The following is a 17,859-nucleotide window of genomic DNA, read 5'->3' as shown; positions in this document are numbered from 1 at the left end:
TTTTCCGCAACGAGTCCTTGGCTGGGAGAAGGGCGGAGGCGATGAAAGCAGCGAGAATTACAGGCGCGCAGAAGGCGTTTGTTTTGAAGCAGGTTGAAGACGGCAAGACGGTTGCTGAAGTGTGCCGTGAGGCCGGGATCAGCTCTGCGACCTGCTTCAACTGGAAGAAAAGTATGCGGGTATGTTGCCATCTGACATGCGTCGCCTGCGTGAACTGGAAGACGAGAACAACCGTTTGAAACGGATCGTGGCCGATTTGACCCTGGACCGTGAGATGTTGCAGGACGTTATCAAGCGAAAGCTCTTAGGTTGGATCGGAAGCGCGAGCTTATCGACGGTGTTCGGGAAGACTGGCGGGTGTCTGTCAGGCGCGCCTGCAAGGTGTTGCGCTGCGAGGGTTGGCCGATCAACGTCAAGAAGGTCTACAGGATTTACCGCGAGATGGGGCTGCAATTGCGGAACAAATCGCCAAAACGGCGGGTGAAGGCAAAACTGAGGGAGGATCGCTCGGATGCCGTGAGGCCCAATGATGTCTGGGCCGTGGACTTCGTCCATGACCAGCTTGCGACTGGCCGTAAACTTCGCGTCCTGACCGTGGTCGATACATTCTCGCGCGCCTCACCCGTAATCGACCCAAGGTTCAGCTACAAGGGTGAAGACGTTGTTGCCACACTGGATCGGGTGTGTCGGCAGATTGGCTTCCCAGCGACGGTACGAGTGGATAACGTCCTATGTTCGGAATGATTGGCTGATTTGGCATCAAGTCATTGGCATGCTGAAACGTTCCAGCACGTTTGAATGTGTGTCAGTTCGGCATTTTGGTCAACAACATGTCTCTCCCATAACAAACACAGAGTACGCTTTTGCGGCTCTCACCGTCCTTAAGACGAGATCTTCGGGTCGTTGAGCAGAAGGCCTGAACATTATCTACGAGGTCGAAAGCCCGCCTCTACGGCACGCACAGAGAAAGGTCCTTCTGCCGTCGATCATCCCTCAAAGAAGGGACGATAGGGTTCGCCGCGTTTGATGATCCCATGCACGGTGCGGGCCATCTTTGCGGCGATTGCGGTATACGCCTTGCGGCGTAAATGGGTATTTTGCCGATCCTTGGCGATGTAACGCTCAAACTTATCACGGAAGCTGTTGGTATTTTGCATGATGGCCACCTGGCCAGCTATCCAGAGTGTCCGTCGTAGCCGGGCATTGCCATACTTTGACAGCTTGGTTTGGCCTCGGAAGGTCCCGGACTGGACGGTTGCAAGGTCCATACCGCAGAACTTCAAGAATTGTCGGTGATGTTGAAAGCGTCGCAGATCACCAGCTTCTGCCAGGATAGTCAGCGCATTGATCGGCCCGATTCCCGGGATGGATGTCAGCAGCAGATAGTCCTTGTTGTCCTTGAGTAGTTCGACAGCGCGGCCCTCGATCTCATTACGCTGGGCAATCAGGTTGCGCCCCTCAGCGAGAACGAGCCTGAACATCCGAGCGGCATCAGAGTCCGGTGCAATGGGCAGGCCCACAGAGGACTTGGCCGTCTTATAAATATCTGCAAGCAAACGCTCTTTTGAGACCTTGCGGCCGACAACCTCCCATGCATCGGCAATGAATGTCTCTTGATCTATAGCTGAGATGAAGTGTGGTGATGGATAACGCTCCAGGAAGGCAAAGAACCAATCACTGCGCGAACTGCGGTGAAAGCGTTCAGCCTCGGGCCAATACAAAGGCAGATAGTGGGTCAAGATGCGATGCCACAACTCGGTCTTCGAGCGGGAAACGATGTCGTGCGTTTTGGACAGTTCCTGAAGATCGTTTGTGCCGCACAACAGTGGATCGTGATAGAACTGCTCGTTCCCGATTTGCATCATGTGCAAGATGACCTGCGCATCCTTCGGGTCGTTCTTGTCCCAACTGTTGTTCAGAGCCTCCCGGGTGCGGGCCAATGCAACTGACGAAACCAACTTCACGTCGAAACCAGCAGCGCCGAGCCGGTATGCTAAGGCGCGATGGTAATTACCCGTGGCCTCAAAAGCTGCGCGGACAGGATGGTCATACTCCGACAGTGTGGCGATCAATCGGTTGAAGTCGTCGAGCTGGTTCAACACGGTCAATCGGCGGCGGCGCTTCTTGCCTGGAACGGCGATCAAAACTTCATGGCGCGCCTTTGCGATATCAAACGCCACCAAAACAGGCTCAGCCTGTGCAATAGTGTTCTTGGTCATAGTCGGTCTCCCTTGCGGTGTGGTTGTGCAAAACCACTGTAGGGACCTGAGACCCGGCTATGATCACCTGCTGCGCTATTTGAGGGCTGCGCAGGCGATCATAGCCTCTAAATCAACGACATTCCGAAGGTGCTACGGCAGCGAGTTCATGGACTTGTGGGCTTACCATAACGGCGTCACGCTCGACTTCTCCCGCCCTGGCAAACCGACCGACAATGCCTTCATCGAAGCGTTCAACTTAAAGTTTAGGGCCGAATGCCTGAAAACGCATTGGTTCCTGTCGCTGTCGGATGCTTGCGAAAAGATGGAGGAATGGCGTAGATACTACAACGAAGAACGACCGTACAGCGTCATCGGGAACATCCCACCGGCAACGCTGGCAAACTCACATGACGATACCAGCCCGTCATGCAGAGAAAATGCGGGAAACTCTACATCAGAACGAGGGAAGCTTCGGGGCGCAGGTCATTCCCCACCCCTAGTCAGATCAAACTTCACCTCAGTCTCTTGCCATGCAGCCGCCGATTGAGCTGACGAGCCAGTTCTCGACTCAGTTTACGGGGTGACGTGAGCTTCTCTTCAAGACCTGCAAGTCTGCCCTCAAGTTCGGCAACCTCTGCTTCAAGTTCGGCAACCTCTGCTTCAAGGGCCAACACCTTGTTTTCGGCAACGAGCCTGCTCTCCTCAGACGCACGCCAATCACGCTCTTCGTCTAGAAAAAAGAACAATTGATTCACAGGGTGTTCAATCAGGGGCGGCGGCACACAATTCTGGCTCTTAATAGCAGAAACGAGTGCATCACTGGAATGGTTTCGTTCGAAACACGCACGTGACCGACTGGCATGATCCGATAGAATTTCTGGAGATAGGCCAGCGAGTACCTCAAAAAGCTCTTCTTCCGTTTGCCAAGTCAGTGCGCCTGGATAGGCCACGTCAGCTCCGCAAAACATGCGGTGGCGATAATTCTGATGCATCAATAGGGGGATGCCTGCGGCCATAGCCTCAATTGTTGATTTCCCGCCACCTGTTGGAAAAGAACCAAGAAAAACGTCGACATTTTCGTCGATCAAAGCCTGCGCGACAGAAGGCGCGTAGGAAATAAACTTTACCCGATCAAGTGGCACACCATTCTCTACAAAACTCTTTTCGATGGAGCTACTGAGATTGGTTGACAAGGGTCCGATATGAACGTGGGTTCCGCCCGTGGCCTTGAGGATTTTTGGCAGAAGCGATGCGTAGTCGAAGGCGTAGCCATTTGCTGCAAATTTGTCCGCTCGTCCGACGGAACAACTTCTCCAGCAATGGTTTTTGTTGAACTCCCTATTTTGCACACCTACATCATTGCGCAGGATCAGGGGCCAGTAGATATTATCTGTGATCCCAAAATCGTGGTGACAATTCTCAAATGCCATATTAGCGAGATCGACGTGTCGAAACTGCTTGCAAGTCACACCAAGACTGAGGTGATGATCTGCATGGTGGACGAAGATGGTATTGGGGATACCAGCAGCCAATGCGGCGCAAAACCCGATGGTATCCTGATGATGGAAGAAGAGAAGAAGATTTTCCGGGGCCTTGTCACAAAGGTATTTACAAACACTATCCAAGCGCGCGGCACTATCCACGCCCTGCACAGTAGTCACCTCCACCTGGTTGAATGCCGCGAATTCCTCCGCAATTGCGGCATCGGCCCGGTCAAAGCAGTCCGTCAGCAATATTGTGACCGGCGAGTCGAACAGGTTTAGATTCACGATGTCCGCCATAACCTGTTCGTGGCCGCCGGCCCTAGAAAGCTCGGAGGCGATGATAACCGTGCCCGAACGATCTGCCGCATTTCGCGGGACGCTGCATTTGATTTCTTCCGCGATGTCCTGGCAGAGCGCATCCAGTTCTTCACTTCCCAATACACGGGTTATTGCGCGTGGATTAGTTAGAATTGAATCGACGAACCATCGAACACTGTCGAGCGCAGAAGCAATATCTCTGATGGCGAGCGCGTTGCGAATCTGATTTTGCAGCGTGGCCAATTCTGGCAGAGCCGTACCTCTCATGATGACTTGATAACCTTAAGAATTCGTTCGGAAACCATGTCGACTGCCTCAAGGGGCATCTGTGGGCCACAAGGAAGGCTTAGCACTTCGTCGGCTAGCCGACGCGCGACTGGAAAGTTGTCTGGTGTAAATCCCAGATCAGCATAGGCCTCCTGCATATGCGGCGGAATCGGGTAATGGACTTGTGTGCCGATGCCTGTCTTGTTCAGCGCCTCTTTCAGCCGCTGTCGCTGCTGGACCCGCACTACAAAAAGGTGCCAAGCCGATTGGCAACCCTCGGGCTCAATCGGCAGGATCACACCGGGTACATTGGCAAGCCGCTCCCGGTAGAGTGCTGCAATCTTGGAGCGATGCGCATTCCAGGCGTCAAGGTGATCAAGTTTGACTTTCAGAACAGCCGCCTGGATCGGGTCGAGCCGGCTGTTGATGCCGCGGACCTTGTTCACGTATCGCTCTTGCGACCCGTAATTGCGTAGAATACGGATGCGTTCAGCAACATCGGCGTCATTTGTCGTTACCGCCCCAGCATCGCCCAGAGCGCCAAGATTTTTGCTTGGATAGAAGCTCCACGCGACAACGTCGCCGTGTTGTCCGATCTTTTCTCCTCGATATCGCGCACCGTGTGCCTGCGCGGCATCTTCAACAACGCTCAGATTGTATCGGCGCGCAATACCCATTATCTGCTCGAGGTCGGCAGGTAGGCCGTAAAGGTGCAACGCCACGATAGCGCGTGTACGGGGCGTGATCGCTGCTTCAATACGGCTTGGGTCGATATTGTGTGTTGCCATGTCTGGCTCCACCGGTACAGGTGTAGCGCCAGCAATGCTGACGCCAAGCCACGTCGCGATGTACCCATTTGAAGGCACGATCACCTCGTCGCCTTCACCGATACCCAGTGCGCGCAACCCAAGATGTAAGGCGTCCAGACCACTTGCTAGACCGACGGCATGCGCCGAACCGCAGTAAGCTGCAAAGGCGGTTTCGAAGTGATCAACTTCTTCGCCAAGGACATACCAACCTGATGCCAGAACACGAGTGACAGCTTCATTGATGTCCGACTGCAAGGTGCGATAGGCCTCGCCGAGGTCGAGGAAAGGAACCTTCATTGCAAAGCTCTTTTGAGGGCAAGGAATGTGTCGTAGTCCCGGATGTAATCAGCCTCGTCGTAATAGTCTGAAGTGAGCACAAGACAGACGGACCCCGCATCGAAATTCACCTCGGAGGCCCAGATCATCGGTGGGACATGCAGGCCAAGCCATGGCCTATTCAAGTGAATGGTTCGTTTTGTAACACCGTCATCGGCTTCAACATCAAAACTTCCCGAGAGGCAAATAAGAAACTGATGCAGTGCGCGATGAGCATGTGCACCACGACTTTCAGCAGTGGGTACGTCGTAGAGATAGAAGACGCGCCGGATGTCGAAAGGCACATGCCTTTCGGATTCAATAAAGGTCAGATTGCCTCGGACATCGGAACGCTTAGGCAGTTCTAGAATTTTTAGGTCAGAGACGTTTGGCTTCATAGGGAGTCTAGTTGAACCATGTAGAACTCATGAGCAACCCCTCCGCCACCGAATTCTGTCTTGAATCGGTAAAGTCCGGCGTTAAGGACACGACCATGGTCCTCGTTGCTTGAACCGAAATCGAAGTATCGCACGCCAGCCGATTTGGCATCTTTGATGGAGGTATCGAATACCGCATCGAGAGCGGACACAGCATATCCGTCTTCGCTCGAGGCGATATATTGCGCGTGCCAGACCTGTCGCGAAGCGAACAAAAGGGTTCCTGCGACGATTTTGTCGCCTATGTGTGCTGTTCGTAGCTTAATTTCATCCGGGAACCGTGTCGCGAGATCCTTGATCTCGGTACGGGAGTGCACCGGTCGCGTCTTGTGTTTGCGTGCGAGATTGTCTTCTACCACATCCCATAACGCGTCCAGCTTCGCAATATCTGCACTGACACTCACGACGCGTCGCGCCTTTTCTAAGGACCTTTTGCGTCGACTGGAGACGGGTCTACGAAACGATAGGTCAATAGTGCTGGAGAGATCGCAGCGCTGGCGTTCCGCCCCTAGACGGAACAGCGCATAGAGATCGTCTGCCGCGGGTGACTGGGCATAGATGTGAGGCACCGGCTTGTAGAGCAATCGGTCACATCCGACGCTTCGGTAGTGTGCCGCAACTGCATGAAAAGCGTCAATCGCGTTTTCTCCAGCAAGTTGTCCGGCGTGAACGAACCCGCCATAAGTTGCGCCGGGATGACTGACCACAAGCGTCGCATCGTTCGGTGCGCGTGCCGCGGGAAGTATCGCGCGAAGCTGGTCTTTGTCATAAAGGAGGAGCGAAAGATCCTCGAACCTGTCGCCGTGGTAGGACAAGAAGCGACGGCTGTGCAGCAGCGTCGCGTTAACAGCAACATGGCAAAATGCGTCCCAAAGTGGGCTATCATCCAATGAAAAGGGTTTAATCACTAGGGTCATTCAGCAAGTTCCGCTACCGCAAAACCAGCGGCACCGAAGCCGTCGCCGTTGTAGAAACACCAGGTCCGGCCCTGCGCTTCGACCACAGCCGAATACATGATTGCTTTTCCGTCGAAACCACCCGGCGTGACATCAAGACCCATCTCCGTATCTTTGCGCGTCCACGAAAGTCCGTCGCTGGATTCCGCATAGCCAAGGCGGTAGGCGCCAAGCGAAGTACGGCGAATTGAATAGAAGAGCTGATAGTCGTCTGGCCCGCGCTTAACCACCCAAGGACGGCCGAACCCGTGTTCGTCGACGTTGGTCAGTGCCATCGACACGTAGCCCCGAGAGGGCCAGGTCATGCCGTCGTCCGACTCCGCATAGCGCAAGTCGTAGACCGGCATCTGTTTTCCAGCCACGTCGATCCAACGGCTTCCCGCGACATACCACATGCGAAATTTTCCATCGTTCAGAAGCACGAACGGACCGCCGCGAAAGTACAGCTCCTCATCCGAGCGATCGAGGATGGGTGTGTTCGAATAACGCTGAAACGTCTTTCCATTGTCTTCGCTTATAGCGAGGCCGGTCATGATGCGATAGCGGATGTGATGGCAGATCTCAAACCCGGCGTAGTAGAGAAAGATACGGCCGCATGGCGCACGCACCGGACTTAGCGCCATGATGCCGTTGTCGTCGAAAGATCCGGGAATACCGGGACCGAGGACCGGGCCGTCCGATTGCGCAACCACGCGGGTAGGGTCCTCCGCCAAAACATCGACATATTGAATGTGCCCGCGGCCTTTGGAATCGAGCACAGTGACGAAGACACGCAGTGTGTCTTCGTCTATTCGGAAAGGCGATGGACCCATCCCGTGAGTGTAGCCACCAAGCTGTTTAGTGGGGGCCCAGACGATGCCACGTTTGTTCCAAATCAAGACCGCACCTTAAACATACGCTTAGGCGTTACACGTGAGGGGTCCGGCTGTTCACCCTTGAAAAGCTGGTTTGATTCTGTGTTCTGAAGAAGTGTGACACCCGGACCGATCCAATTATCCTCGCCAATCGTGAGATTGTTCGCAAGCGAAGCGTTCACGCCGAGGAATGAGTTTTCACCGATGTCGCAGAATCCAGAGATCACAACGTGGGAAGACACGAAGCAATTGTCGCGGATCCTGCTGTGATGCCCAATGTGGTTGCCGCTCCACAACACGACATTGTCGCCGATCTGTACGAATGGCTGGATCGTGTTGTCTTCGAAAACGAAGCAGTGTTCACCGAGAGTAACGTTGTGCCAAACCGATGCACGGCTCGAGATATAGGACGCGGGTTTGAAGTGCTTTGCCTTTGCGACCTCGTAAAGGCGCGTTCTGAGGCGATTGAGCTGCGTGTAAACCAGCGCAGCGTAGAAATGCACGCGCTCGGGGTCGAAATAATCTTCGATCTTCTCGATAGGAACCACGGGTAGCCCGAACTTTGTTTCTGAAGTAAGGTATGCCTCTTCAACTGCGAAACCTTTCACCTCAAATTCCGAATCGTGTGTAAAGCATTCATAGGCGACTTCCGCGAAGGCATGGTCGCCCAGAATAACCACTTCCGATGTCTTGTCCATGCTCGCACTCTCCCGCTTCTAAGGCCGCACAATTAAGATGTCTTCACGCCGGTTTGCCATAGGGAGTTTTGGGCTCTGCGGCACGACATAGGCGTCAAAACCAGCGCTCCTTGCCCGCTGGAGCAAGCCAAAGATGGCAGCATCGTCAATTTGTCCAGGGTTCGACACGTTGAACCGAACATCAGGTGCATCGTCCGTTTTCATGAAAGCCCGGTGAAAGTCTGCACCGGTGTCGCTTGCAAAGAACCTCTTGCGCTTCGAGATGTTAGGAATGTCACCGATCAGCAGTTGACCACCCGGCGCCAGCAGACTGAGGGCCTCATCCAGGAACCTAAAAACGGACCCTTCTTCGAATACATAATGAAGAACACTGTAACACAGGATCGCGTCGATTCGCCCTTTTTCCTCCGCAAGAAAGCTTGGGCAGTTGGGGAAGAGTGTATCGATTTTTTGAATATCTTCACTGTCGGGTAGTTGGGAAAGCATCTCTTTGCCATCCAGCAGCGAAAGGGCGTGTTGGTTACGTGCGCACAAGTCAATAAGCAAGAAAGGCAGATCGCTGCAACCGGGACCTATGTCAACGACCCTCCGGGCTTTTCCCGAAAGATTCGTCAGCTTGGCGCAGATATCCAAAAAAATCTCTTCTTCTTGGCCCTCGCGATAGGTGTCCGGAAATCCAATTTTTTCATAGCGCGAAAGTTTACTGTCACTAGCCATACGCTGAAAGTCGGCAAACCCGATGTTGGAGAAATCAGTCTTGGGTGGCATTCCGCTTCTCCTTCATGTGTGCCGTCTTGGCGTGTGAATAACCACAGTGCGTTCCTTAACAAAAAACTGCTGTCGCAAACAAGAGATCCTGCAATCACCCGCAGATGTATCGAAGTGCTCTCTCAATTTTTGGAACCTAGATTGAGGCCCATAATCCAGTCCCATGTCTCTTGCAGTCCGGTAAGCATGTCTGTTTCAGCAGACCAATTGAAGGTTTCAAGCGCCGCCGAACAGTCAAGGACGGAAACTGGCACATCGGTAGCAGGCGCCGGTTTAAAGCGACGTTCGAAGGCGCGTCCCGTCACATCCTCCATGGCTGCCAACAATTCTACAAGTGACGTACCGCGGCCGCTGCCGGCGTTGTAGACACCTTCTTTCCTGGAGGCGCCAGCAAGGGCGCAAAAGCGCGCCAGATCGCGAACGAATACGTAGTCTCGCACTACTGAACCGTCGCCCCAGACCTCCACCGCTGCGCCATTGACGATCTGGTTGAGGAACGTCGCGACTACGCCCTGAACACCAGTGTGGCCCTGTCGAGGTCCGAACGGATTCGACGCCCGTATGATGATGGGCGACAATCCCCGAGTGCGCCGGTACATTTCCAAATAGCTTTCAATTGCGACTTTAGTGATACCGTAGGAGTTGATGGGGCGAAGTGGGTGCGTTTCGTCTATGGGAACGGTTTCCGTGATCCCGTAAACGGTACCGCCAGAGGAAAGGAACAGAAGTCGCGAGACGTTTGCATCCAGCATCGCTTCGACAAGTTGTTGCGTTCCTAGAAGATTCTCGCGTACGTCCCGTTTGGGATCGAGAGCCGCGGTGCTCGGAAACGTGGTGGAGACGAGGTGAAACACGGCCTCCATCCCCTCCACGGCATCGCGCACGGCAGCCTGGTCAGTGAAATCGCCGAGCCGGTATTCCACCGATGGCAAGGCCAGTCGGAAGCTTTCCTCGTTCCGGTCGAATATTCGAATTTCATGGCCGTCTCGAAGAAGGGCATCGACCACGTGAGAGCCGATGAATCCACAACCACCAAGCACTAAGATCTTCATGGGTTGTCCCGCCAAATCCATTTTGAACTGCGTCTCATCGAGTTAGCCCGCGCACATTAGTCACACCGGTGCGATAACCGAAACTCGCTGGCGCCACACCAAAGAGCCGCTCAATCGCGTGCAAGGACGAGCCGTCGTAAGGCAAGGGTTCTGCCGGATAATCGTTCCACCCCAAGTTTAGCTCAAGAAATCGTTCGATCAAATCCGCGCGCGCCCAGAACATAGTACCCATCGGGTAGTTAATATGCTGCGGAAGTTTTGTTATCCCTAGTCGTTGTGCGATGTGACCGGCAATAGCCTTGTTTTTCGCCCAACCGAGAAGATTGGGATCGTCAGGATAAACTATGCCGACCTCCGGCTGCTTTGCCATAGTCGTCACAATCCGGTCGAGCATTGTCGGGTCGATCTTACCGCCTACGGTATTTTGCATTAGGAATTCGACCCAGTTCGCAACGACCTTTCGATCCTGAACATCCCCAGATTTTTTCGTGTGCAGATGCCCAATAATGTCGAAATCCGCCGCCATCTCCTGACCGAATTCAGTAAGAAACGGCGCAATATCTCGACCTCTATTCGGGACAGCTCGCAGAGCGACAACCTGCTCGTTGTAAGGGCTTATAACGTCTTTAACCAGCTCTAACTGGCTTTGCGGTGCGCTTACGAACAAGCTGGGTTTTACTTGGTTCGCAGACAAGCGCGTTAAGATGTTTCCGACTTCATCTGGGAAAAATGCGTGGATGTGAAGGGCCACTTTTGTCGTACGCAACACATCCGGGTCGATGCCGCTAGTCTCATTTATGACTTCGGACTTCCAGCGCCCTTCCGGACAGCCTTCGTCAATATAGGAAATGAAGGGGTCGTTGGACAATTTCCATCCGTGTTCCTCCGCGTAGATCAGAGGATTGAAGCCTGGCACAGGTTTCCGTGAAGGTGCACCGCTCACATTTGAATTCAGGTAGTTCTTAATGTCCTGATCCTCGGTCGTCTTCTCTTTAAGTGGATTACTGAAGAAGTCCTGTCGGAACGCGCCCGACGTTTTCAACCGCTTCGCATCCCTGATAATGTTTTCCGATTTACACCCCCCCCTAACGACTAGGTTCTCCAGCCGATGGGTGTATGCCGCAAAATCGAAGGTTTCGCGCGCCAACTTCTGGCTTCGTGCCAGTACGTCCGCAAGAAGGTCAGCATCATGAGCCAACGCAACAATCTTTTCGGCCATCTCTGTCGTGTCAAGGAAGCTAGCTATACAGGCCTCTTTCAAGCCCGCGGACTCTAACAGGTCGGCTATGCCCGTCGTGCGCTCAAAGCAAACCATAGGCTTGTTCGCAACAAGCATATCGATAGCCACGTTCGGAAGTGGGTCGAGACGTGACGAAAGCAACAACAGATCCGCGGTTTTGTAGACGTGTTCAATCTCTGTCGTTGAGCGCACGATTTGCACTTGCGATTGAATCCCTGCCCGTTCGATCTGATCCGCCAAGTAGGCCGAACGCTGTGTGTCAAGAACCGGATCGTAGCCGTGTCCGAACCAAACGAACCGGAAGCGTCCACCTCCGGGACCCCGAATGACCCTATTGGCCACTTCAACGAACAGATCAATCCCCTTGCGCGTTTCAATCGTACCCGCACCGATAACGACAAAGGTTTCGTCCGCTGCTCCGCCAGGTCTAAGCACACTGTCTAACCAGGCCGTTTCGATCTTGTTGGGCGCTTCGTCGGCCGATTGGCTACTACACTTGCCCTGAGGCAAAATATGGACATTCACCGGCCTTTCCACCCCAAGTTCGGAAAGCACATTGTCCAAAGTTATGTCCGCGGAGAACACGACATGGTCCGCGTTGACGAGGACATCAGAGAATGCGGTTGTAGGCCGAATGTAGGTGGCAAATTCATGCAGTAGGGCGACCGACGGAATGCCTGCCGCCCTGAGACCGGGAAGGGTGGATCTGGATTCAACACTGTTGACGAATCCGGCCCTTACACCATTCTTAGCGCAAATCTCTACAATCCTCTTTGTAATTTCAGCTTGTTTTATGGACCTACGGTTAAGTTCGAAAAACTCGACGCTCTCGGCTCGAAACTCATTAGCAAGTTCGCCACCACCAAGGGTGACGGATATAACATTGTGGTTTTTGCCAAGCTCTTTAACGAGGTTCAAAGCAAGTATTGGAGCACCTGTCCGAGTGGCATCATGGCTCACAACCATAACGGTGCTGTCATGTTTCCGATTGGTCACTTTAGCTAGGGTCGAACCCCTCGAAGGGCTATCTTGGTTTTTGGTGCGTGCAAAGCTGCCGCCTCCGTCTGAACTTTCGAGTGCGCCCATCTCAACCAAATGATGTATTGAGCGCTTGGGATCGCGTTTTTTGGCCGAGGACAAAAAACGCTCTCGGCGGCGTTCGGAAAACAAAGACTCCTGTCTGGCAAGCCAATAAAGAAACTTGCTTACTTGTTTATGCTTCAGCGATTCCCAGGGCTTGTCCCGTGCCTCGGCCAATTCATAAAAAAGATGTTGGCTTTCCTTAGACGTAGTGCGCAGGTATTCAAGTTCCGCAGCTGTTCGCGACAGTTCTGCGAGAATCTCATTGCGCGAAGCTTGTGCATTCTCGGCATCCAAATCCCGCAAAGTGTGGGGACCGCTTGTTTCACTGGATTTATTTTTTGACATTCAGAGATCTGCTTATGCAATAGAGTGTAAGTTGGCCAGCTGTGTCCCCTAAATGGTGGAGCCAGCCCTGAACACTTATGACTACCTCAACTTTTGGTTATCCAGTTCGTCCGAAGTGGTTACGACCACGTTGGATATTCAAACAACTTCCTTCATGTGGTCGCTGATCCACGGTTGTCATACTTGATTGTTCCTCTGGATCAAGCTTTTTGAGGTCTGTGTCCTCCCAAACTGAACTGGTCAGCTGGATATCGCCAAATTATCAGATGATCGCGAAGCATAACCTGGCGTGCCTCCACCGGGTGGTCCGGTTTGATTGTTAGTGCAATGTTGGCCTTTGGTCCATCAGTAAGGTGCTTTTCGGCGCAGGCGGACGATACCTCAATGCGCTATGCGGCCTGACGGTGTTGTAGTGGACGTGCCAATGCTCGATCAGGATTTGGGTTTCCTACAAGCTGTAGAAGATTTCACCAGTCAACAGCTTGTAGCGGAACCGTGCGTTGAAGCTTTCGCAGTATTCGTTCTCCTATGGTGATCCCGGTTTGATGTAGGCCGTATTCGCCCCGACCGCCGCGATCCAGCCCCATACCATCTGCGCAATGAATTCGGTCCCGTAACACATTAGGAATGATGTTGATAAAGAGGCTATGATTGCCTGCGCGGCCATCAAATAGCACAGCAGGTGATCATAGTCGGTTCTCAGGTCTCTACGTGATTTTGCGACAAACCACCCTGCAGAGGAGACCGTCTACGACGCACAGCCAACCCTTCTTCGCGATAGAGCCGGAACAGCTTCTTGTGGTTCACCTCAAAACCTTCCCTGGCCAACAAGATGCCCAAACGACGATAGCCGAACCGACGACGTTCATTCGCCAGTTCGTGCAGCCTTTTGCGTATCGCACCATCGCCCTGATCCCGCTTCTGATACTGAAAGACTGACCTATGCATATCAGCCAATTCACACGCCCAACGCTCAGACAAGCCATACCGATCCATCACATCGCGCACGGCTCGTCGCATCACATCAGGCGTCAGTAGTTTTTTGTCGCGAGATCCCTTAGGGCTGCATTGTCCAGCATCGCATCCGCCAACATGCGCTTCAGCTTGTTGCTCTCTTCTGCCAGCGCCTGCAGCTTCTAGGCATCAGACACGTTCATGCCGCCAAACTTTGCTTTGTACTTATAGAAGGTCGCATCACTGATGCCGTATCTGCGACAAAGCTCCTGCGCTTTCACGCCTGCCTCATACTCTTTGATCATCCCAATGATCTGCTCATCACTAAATCTTCGTTTCATGGTCCATCCTTTTCTTGGATGGATTTCTAACACCTCAATGGCCTGACTGCCGGGGGCTGGGTCAAAAGGTCTGTTTTTTGCACGCGATCATACTTACCGACACTAAGTGGCACCGACGACCGCACTTCTAACTTTACGGATGACAAATGGCTTCATCGAAACCTTGCCATTCGATTGATGCAATTTGCCAAACCTCTGCGCGCGCCTTTACATTCTAGAGAGTTTTTGGCACTCAACTCTTAACTGAAGCATTTCTTGGAATGTAATCCGAACCTCTTTGAACTCAATCTTCGGATGTAATGCGGAAAGACCACATGGCCACTGTTTCACAAGAGATTTCCAAAAATGATGAAATGTATCTAGGCGACAATGCCCACTACTTTTCCTGTGGCGCAAACGCATTCAATGAAATTCAGGTCACTTTGGGCGAATTGCAACCTGAAAAGATACTTGATTTACCTTGCGGTCACGGTCGTGTCACGCGATACCTAGTGGCGAACTATCCTTCTAGTGAGGTTTTTGTCGCAGATCTAAATGAGGACGGCGCACGCTTCTGTAAGGCAAATTTCGGAACAAAGATGCTCCTGTCATCGACTGACTTTTCCACACTGAATTTTGGAATGGCGTTCGACCTGATTTGGGTGGGGTCTCTGATAACCCATTTGGATGCCGATACCACCAAGGCCTTTTTCGGCTTTGTCGCGCGCCACCTTACTGCAAGGGGTCGGGCGGTTGTCACGACGCATGGAGCTTTGGTAGCGGGTCGCGTCATGCGACGCGGCGCGTCTGTTTACGGAATTGAGGCAGAGGAAGAGAACGCCATGTGTATGGATTATTTTGCGACCGGTTACGGCTATCGTGACTATCCAAATGCGACCAGCTACGGCATTTCAATCTGCTCGGAAGCTTGGGTGCGAGCTGCGGTTGAGGAAGTTGGTTTGCAGGTGGTGCGGTTCAAAAACCACGCGTGGGACAACCACCAAGACGTCTATGGCCTTGCCCTCTCTAATTGAATAGTCTTGACGCGTCACGCTAGACCCGCAAAACGCGGTCACCCCAAGTGAGGAGTGCTTCGGCATTCTAAACAAGATCTAACTCAGCGATTCTTTCAATCAACATCCTAAATTGACCCCTTCGGTTCTGAGCGGGCCCAGCTCAGCACAGTCTCCATTTCAAGCAGCTGCGTTGGGTTTGCGTAGGTTTTTGGGCCCGCGCTATTTGCGGTTTTGAAAGCGTCAGCTTTCATTGCCGGTCTCGACAATGTCGCAGAGATGTGTGAGCCGGTCGAGGAGCGCACGGGTCACGCAAATCTCTTTGATGCGCCGTTTCAAGACGGCCGGATAGGTGCGGCGGGAAACATACTGGTCGGCCGATCTGTCGAACCGCAACACCTTGCAGGCGCGCCTGACAGACACCCGCCAGTCTTCCCGAACACCGTCGATAAGCTCGCGCTTCCGATCCAACCTAAGAGCTTTCGCTTGATAACGTCCTGCAACATCTCACGGTCCAGGGTCAAATCGGCCACGATCCGTTTCAAACGGCTGTTCTCGTCTTCCAGTTCACGCAGGCGACGCATGTCAGATGGCAACATACCCGCATACTTTTCTTCCAGTTGAAGCAGGTCGCAGAGCTGATCCCGGCCTCACGGCACACTTCAGAAACCGTCTTGCCGTCTTCAACCTGCTTCAAAACAAACGCCTTCTGCGCGCCTGTAATTCTCGCTGCTTTCATCGCCTCCGCCCTTCTCCCAGCCAAGGACTCGTTGCGGAAAACTCTAGACAAAAATGGCCGGAAAATGGGTTTCAGAGCAGCCCGACATTGCTGCGGAGTTTGTCTGCTACGCAGCGCCTCCAACGCCACCTTGGCCTTAAACTGGTCTGTAAACTTCCGGCGCTTCGCCATTCTCGCATCCCTTCAAAAGTTTGGGATACACCTTAGCCGACTGTCCAGTTTTCCGGGACCACTTCACTCAACCGGTCAGAAAGCCGGGTAATAGGCTTGATTCACAGTTGGCTTCATCCACCTTCTAGTTTTGGGTTTTGAAACCCAAGGGCCTGTGCTAGAGGCGTTTCGAACCATTTAGTATCAGTTGATACTTAGATTAAGAGTTCGGCCCATTTGTGACGACCTAGTCAGCTTAGAAACTGAAATCGAAACGACATTTGGATGAGTGTGAATGAATTTACCACCGTTATGGAAAATTCAGCGAGAATTGGCGCGCGCGGGCCGCAAGCTCATGCACCTACCCGCTGAACTTCTGCGGCATGTATATCTCCGCCGGTATTACGATTGGGTGTTGTCTCGCCAGGTGAAGCGCATACCAGGTGCTGTTTCATTTGGTTCAGAAATCGGTATATTTCTTATCTTTCCTAAAACGGGTGTCTTGCCTTCCCATCTGTATGCTTTGGAGCAGATGGTTCAGGCAGGCATTTCCCCAATCGTCGTATCCAATCTGCCGCTCAGCCGGACAGATTTTGCTGAACTTAGCCCGCACGCTTCACTGATTATAGAACGTCCAAACTTCGGATATGACTTTGGCGGGTATCGGGATGGCGTACTGGAAGTGGCCAACCGTTTCCCAGAGTTGACTCGGCTTTGGCTCTTAAATGATTCCGCATGGTTGGTCCCACAAAAACGCACTTGGTTTGATGACGCGCGCGATTTAAATGTGGATTTCGCAGCAGCTACCTCCAACTTTGCGATGCCTCGGGTCGATCCGGCGAATTTTCGGGAAATTACGTGGAAGTTTCGAGTGACGCACCGAAATTTCCATTATGCTTCTTATGCACTTGGTATTGGTCCGGCCATCTTAAGAAACCCAGAATTTGTAAAGTACTGGCGCAAACTCGAAATTCGAAATGACAAAACAAGAACGGTACGCCGTGGCGAAATTGGGTTGTCACAATGGGTTTTGAAGCATGGATATACGCATCGTGCCACATGCGAGGTTGATGCGCTTGACCGCGAATTGGAAGCCCTGACGGACACGGAAGTCGATAGGGTTGCGCGGGAACTCATCATTCCCGGCGACGTTGCCTTGGATGCAGTAAAAGAACAAGTTTTGAGCCTTGATGCACTCAGCGCAGCTGGGCGTTCCGATCGTATTGCGTTTATCCTGACAACTGTGTCGCGATACGCCTGTGCGTATTGCCTGCCAGCCTACACTCTGTCTCATCGTGGTTTTCAGTTTCTCAAAAAGTCTCCGCTGTGGCTATCTCCGAAGGGGGCTGGGTTGATGTTGGCAATTATTTCCCGAATCCAAGGACCGGTGGGCCAGGACATTCAACAAGAAGCATCCAGAATAGTACGCCAAGACGCGGAAACCCATTTACAGTGAAGTAAAACAGGCTTCTGGATTCCGGCTGTAACTGGGCAAAGCAAGACTGAGCCGCTCCACGAAAACTGAATAGGATCAGTTATTTTTAGCCGCCGTTCTCTTCTGCCGATCAGTTTGACTTTAATGCGTTTTTTCGACAGATCATGATTGACGATCCGCCGGCAAGTGCAGGAGAGCGTGCAAGACACCTTACCACCAGTGAAAGGCATAATGCTCAATTGCGGGATCAGGAACGAAATCCGATTAATTCAATTTATGAAGTTTTCTGGGATCGCCTTCCCGAAGCAGATGCCGCTGGCTAAACCTATTGGTTGAGCAGGTTTTTGAGGTATTTTCCGTATTCGTTTTTGCCGAATTTGCGGGCGCGGGCTTTGAGGTCGTGGTCGTTGATCCAGCCCAG

General features: G+C 52.8%; 15 protein-coding genes and 4 pseudogenes. 5 read left to right on the top strand and 14 right to left on the bottom strand.

Annotation, left to right across the window (positions count from 1 at the left end):
• Window positions 1-41: 41 nt before the first annotated feature.
• Window positions 42-723 (top strand): annotated as a pseudogene (locus I9188_RS12170) (transposase); the annotation flags it as partial.
• Window positions 724-986: 263 nt separating this feature from the next.
• On the opposite strand, the gene I9188_RS12165 reads toward I9188_RS12170, so the two are convergent.
• Window positions 987-2,219: an IS110 family transposase gene (locus I9188_RS12165; RefSeq protein ID WP_209508321.1), complete on the bottom strand. Its 1,233-nt coding sequence runs from the start codon at window positions 2,217-2,219 to the stop codon at window positions 987-989.
• Window positions 2,220-2,358: 139 nt separating this feature from the next.
• Between I9188_RS12165 and I9188_RS12160 the strand changes: the two are divergent.
• Window positions 2,359-2,592, top strand: a pseudogene (locus I9188_RS12160) (transposase); the annotation flags it as partial.
• Window positions 2,593-2,713: 121 nt separating this feature from the next.
• Here I9188_RS12160 and I9188_RS12155 read toward each other — a convergent pair.
• The 12 genes and pseudogenes from I9188_RS12155 to I9188_RS12100 form a co-directional block, all read right to left on the bottom strand.
• Complete coding sequence (locus I9188_RS12155; protein WP_209599625.1) at window positions 2,714-4,246, bottom strand: glycosyltransferase; 1,533 nt, start codon at window positions 4,244-4,246, stop codon at window positions 2,714-2,716.
• 20 nt (window positions 4,247-4,266) lie between these two features.
• Complete coding sequence (locus I9188_RS12150; protein WP_209599007.1) at window positions 4,267-5,376, bottom strand: DegT/DnrJ/EryC1/StrS family aminotransferase; 1,110 nt, start codon at window positions 5,374-5,376, stop codon at window positions 4,267-4,269.
• On the bottom strand, window positions 5,373-5,792 hold the full coding sequence (locus tag I9188_RS12145; protein ID WP_209599008.1) for an FdtA/QdtA family cupin domain-containing protein: 420 nt from the start codon (window positions 5,790-5,792) through the stop codon (window positions 5,373-5,375). Before I9188_RS12145 ends, I9188_RS12150 begins: the two co-directional genes overlap by 4 nt.
• Window positions 5,789-6,748 carry a GNAT family N-acetyltransferase gene (locus tag I9188_RS12140; RefSeq protein ID WP_209599009.1) on the bottom strand — a complete coding sequence of 320 codons (960 nt, stop codon included), beginning with the start codon at window positions 6,746-6,748 and terminating at the stop codon, window positions 5,789-5,791. Before I9188_RS12140 ends, I9188_RS12145 begins: the two co-directional genes overlap by 4 nt.
• Window positions 6,745-7,665 carry a hypothetical protein gene (locus I9188_RS12135; protein WP_209599010.1) on the bottom strand — a complete coding sequence of 307 codons (921 nt, stop codon included), beginning with the start codon at window positions 7,663-7,665 and terminating at the stop codon, window positions 6,745-6,747. The genes I9188_RS12140 and I9188_RS12135 overlap by 4 nt, the downstream gene beginning before the upstream one ends.
• Complete coding sequence (locus tag I9188_RS12130; protein WP_209508303.1) at window positions 7,662-8,339, bottom strand: acetyltransferase; 678 nt, start codon at window positions 8,337-8,339, stop codon at window positions 7,662-7,664. Before I9188_RS12130 ends, I9188_RS12135 begins: the two co-directional genes overlap by 4 nt.
• 18 nt (window positions 8,340-8,357) lie before the next feature.
• Window positions 8,358-9,107, bottom strand: a complete 750-nt coding sequence (locus tag I9188_RS12125; RefSeq protein WP_209508302.1) for a class I SAM-dependent methyltransferase — start codon at window positions 9,105-9,107, stop codon at window positions 8,358-8,360.
• 122 nt (window positions 9,108-9,229) lie between these two features.
• Window positions 9,230-10,159: an NAD-dependent epimerase/dehydratase family protein gene (locus I9188_RS12120; RefSeq protein ID WP_209508301.1), complete on the bottom strand. Its 930-nt coding sequence runs from the start codon at window positions 10,157-10,159 to the stop codon at window positions 9,230-9,232.
• A 34-nt stretch (window positions 10,160-10,193) separates the two neighbouring features.
• Window positions 10,194-12,827 carry a rhamnan synthesis F family protein gene (locus I9188_RS12115; protein WP_209508300.1) on the bottom strand — a complete coding sequence of 878 codons (2,634 nt, stop codon included), beginning with the start codon at window positions 12,825-12,827 and terminating at the stop codon, window positions 10,194-10,196.
• Window positions 12,828-13,146: 319 nt separating this feature from the next.
• Window positions 13,147-13,440, bottom strand: a pseudogene (locus I9188_RS12110) (transposase); the annotation flags it as partial.
• A gap of 86 nt (window positions 13,441-13,526) precedes the next feature.
• A complete protein-coding gene (locus I9188_RS12105) occupies window positions 13,527-13,847 on the bottom strand; it encodes an IS3 family transposase (RefSeq protein ID WP_209508299.1) in 321 nt (106 codons plus the stop codon).
• Window positions 13,848-13,963: 116 nt separating this feature from the next.
• Complete coding sequence (locus tag I9188_RS12100; RefSeq protein WP_209508298.1) at window positions 13,964-14,122, bottom strand: transposase; 159 nt, start codon at window positions 14,120-14,122, stop codon at window positions 13,964-13,966.
• A 314-nt stretch (window positions 14,123-14,436) separates the two neighbouring features.
• Between I9188_RS12100 and I9188_RS12095 the strand changes: the two genes are divergently transcribed.
• Window positions 14,437-15,135 (top strand): class I SAM-dependent methyltransferase, encoded by a 699-nt coding sequence (locus I9188_RS12095; protein ID WP_209508297.1) that lies wholly within the window; start codon window positions 14,437-14,439, stop codon window positions 15,133-15,135.
• A 282-nt stretch (window positions 15,136-15,417) separates the two neighbouring features.
• On the opposite strand, the pseudogene I9188_RS20225 reads toward I9188_RS12095, so the two are convergent.
• Window positions 15,418-15,853, bottom strand: a pseudogene (locus I9188_RS20225) (transposase); the annotation flags it as partial.
• 445 nt (window positions 15,854-16,298) lie between these two features.
• Between I9188_RS20225 and I9188_RS12080 the strand changes: the two are divergent.
• Both I9188_RS12080 and I9188_RS12075 read left to right on the top strand, forming a co-directional pair.
• Window positions 16,299-17,459, top strand: a complete 1,161-nt coding sequence (locus I9188_RS12080) for a rhamnan synthesis F family protein (RefSeq protein WP_209508318.1) — start codon at window positions 16,299-16,301, stop codon at window positions 17,457-17,459.
• Window positions 17,460-17,602: 143 nt separating this feature from the next.
• Window positions 17,603-17,761, top strand: a complete 159-nt coding sequence (locus I9188_RS12075; RefSeq protein ID WP_209599622.1) for a hypothetical protein — start codon at window positions 17,603-17,605, stop codon at window positions 17,759-17,761.
• Window positions 17,762-17,859: the final 98 nt, after the last annotated feature.

Source organism: Ruegeria sp. HKCCSA071, from assembly GCF_017872555.1.
Classification (GTDB): domain Bacteria; phylum Pseudomonadota; class Alphaproteobacteria; order Rhodobacterales; family Rhodobacteraceae; genus Ruegeria.
Note: the sequence above shows the minus strand (reverse complement) of the source record. Positions and strands in the feature narration are given on the sequence as shown.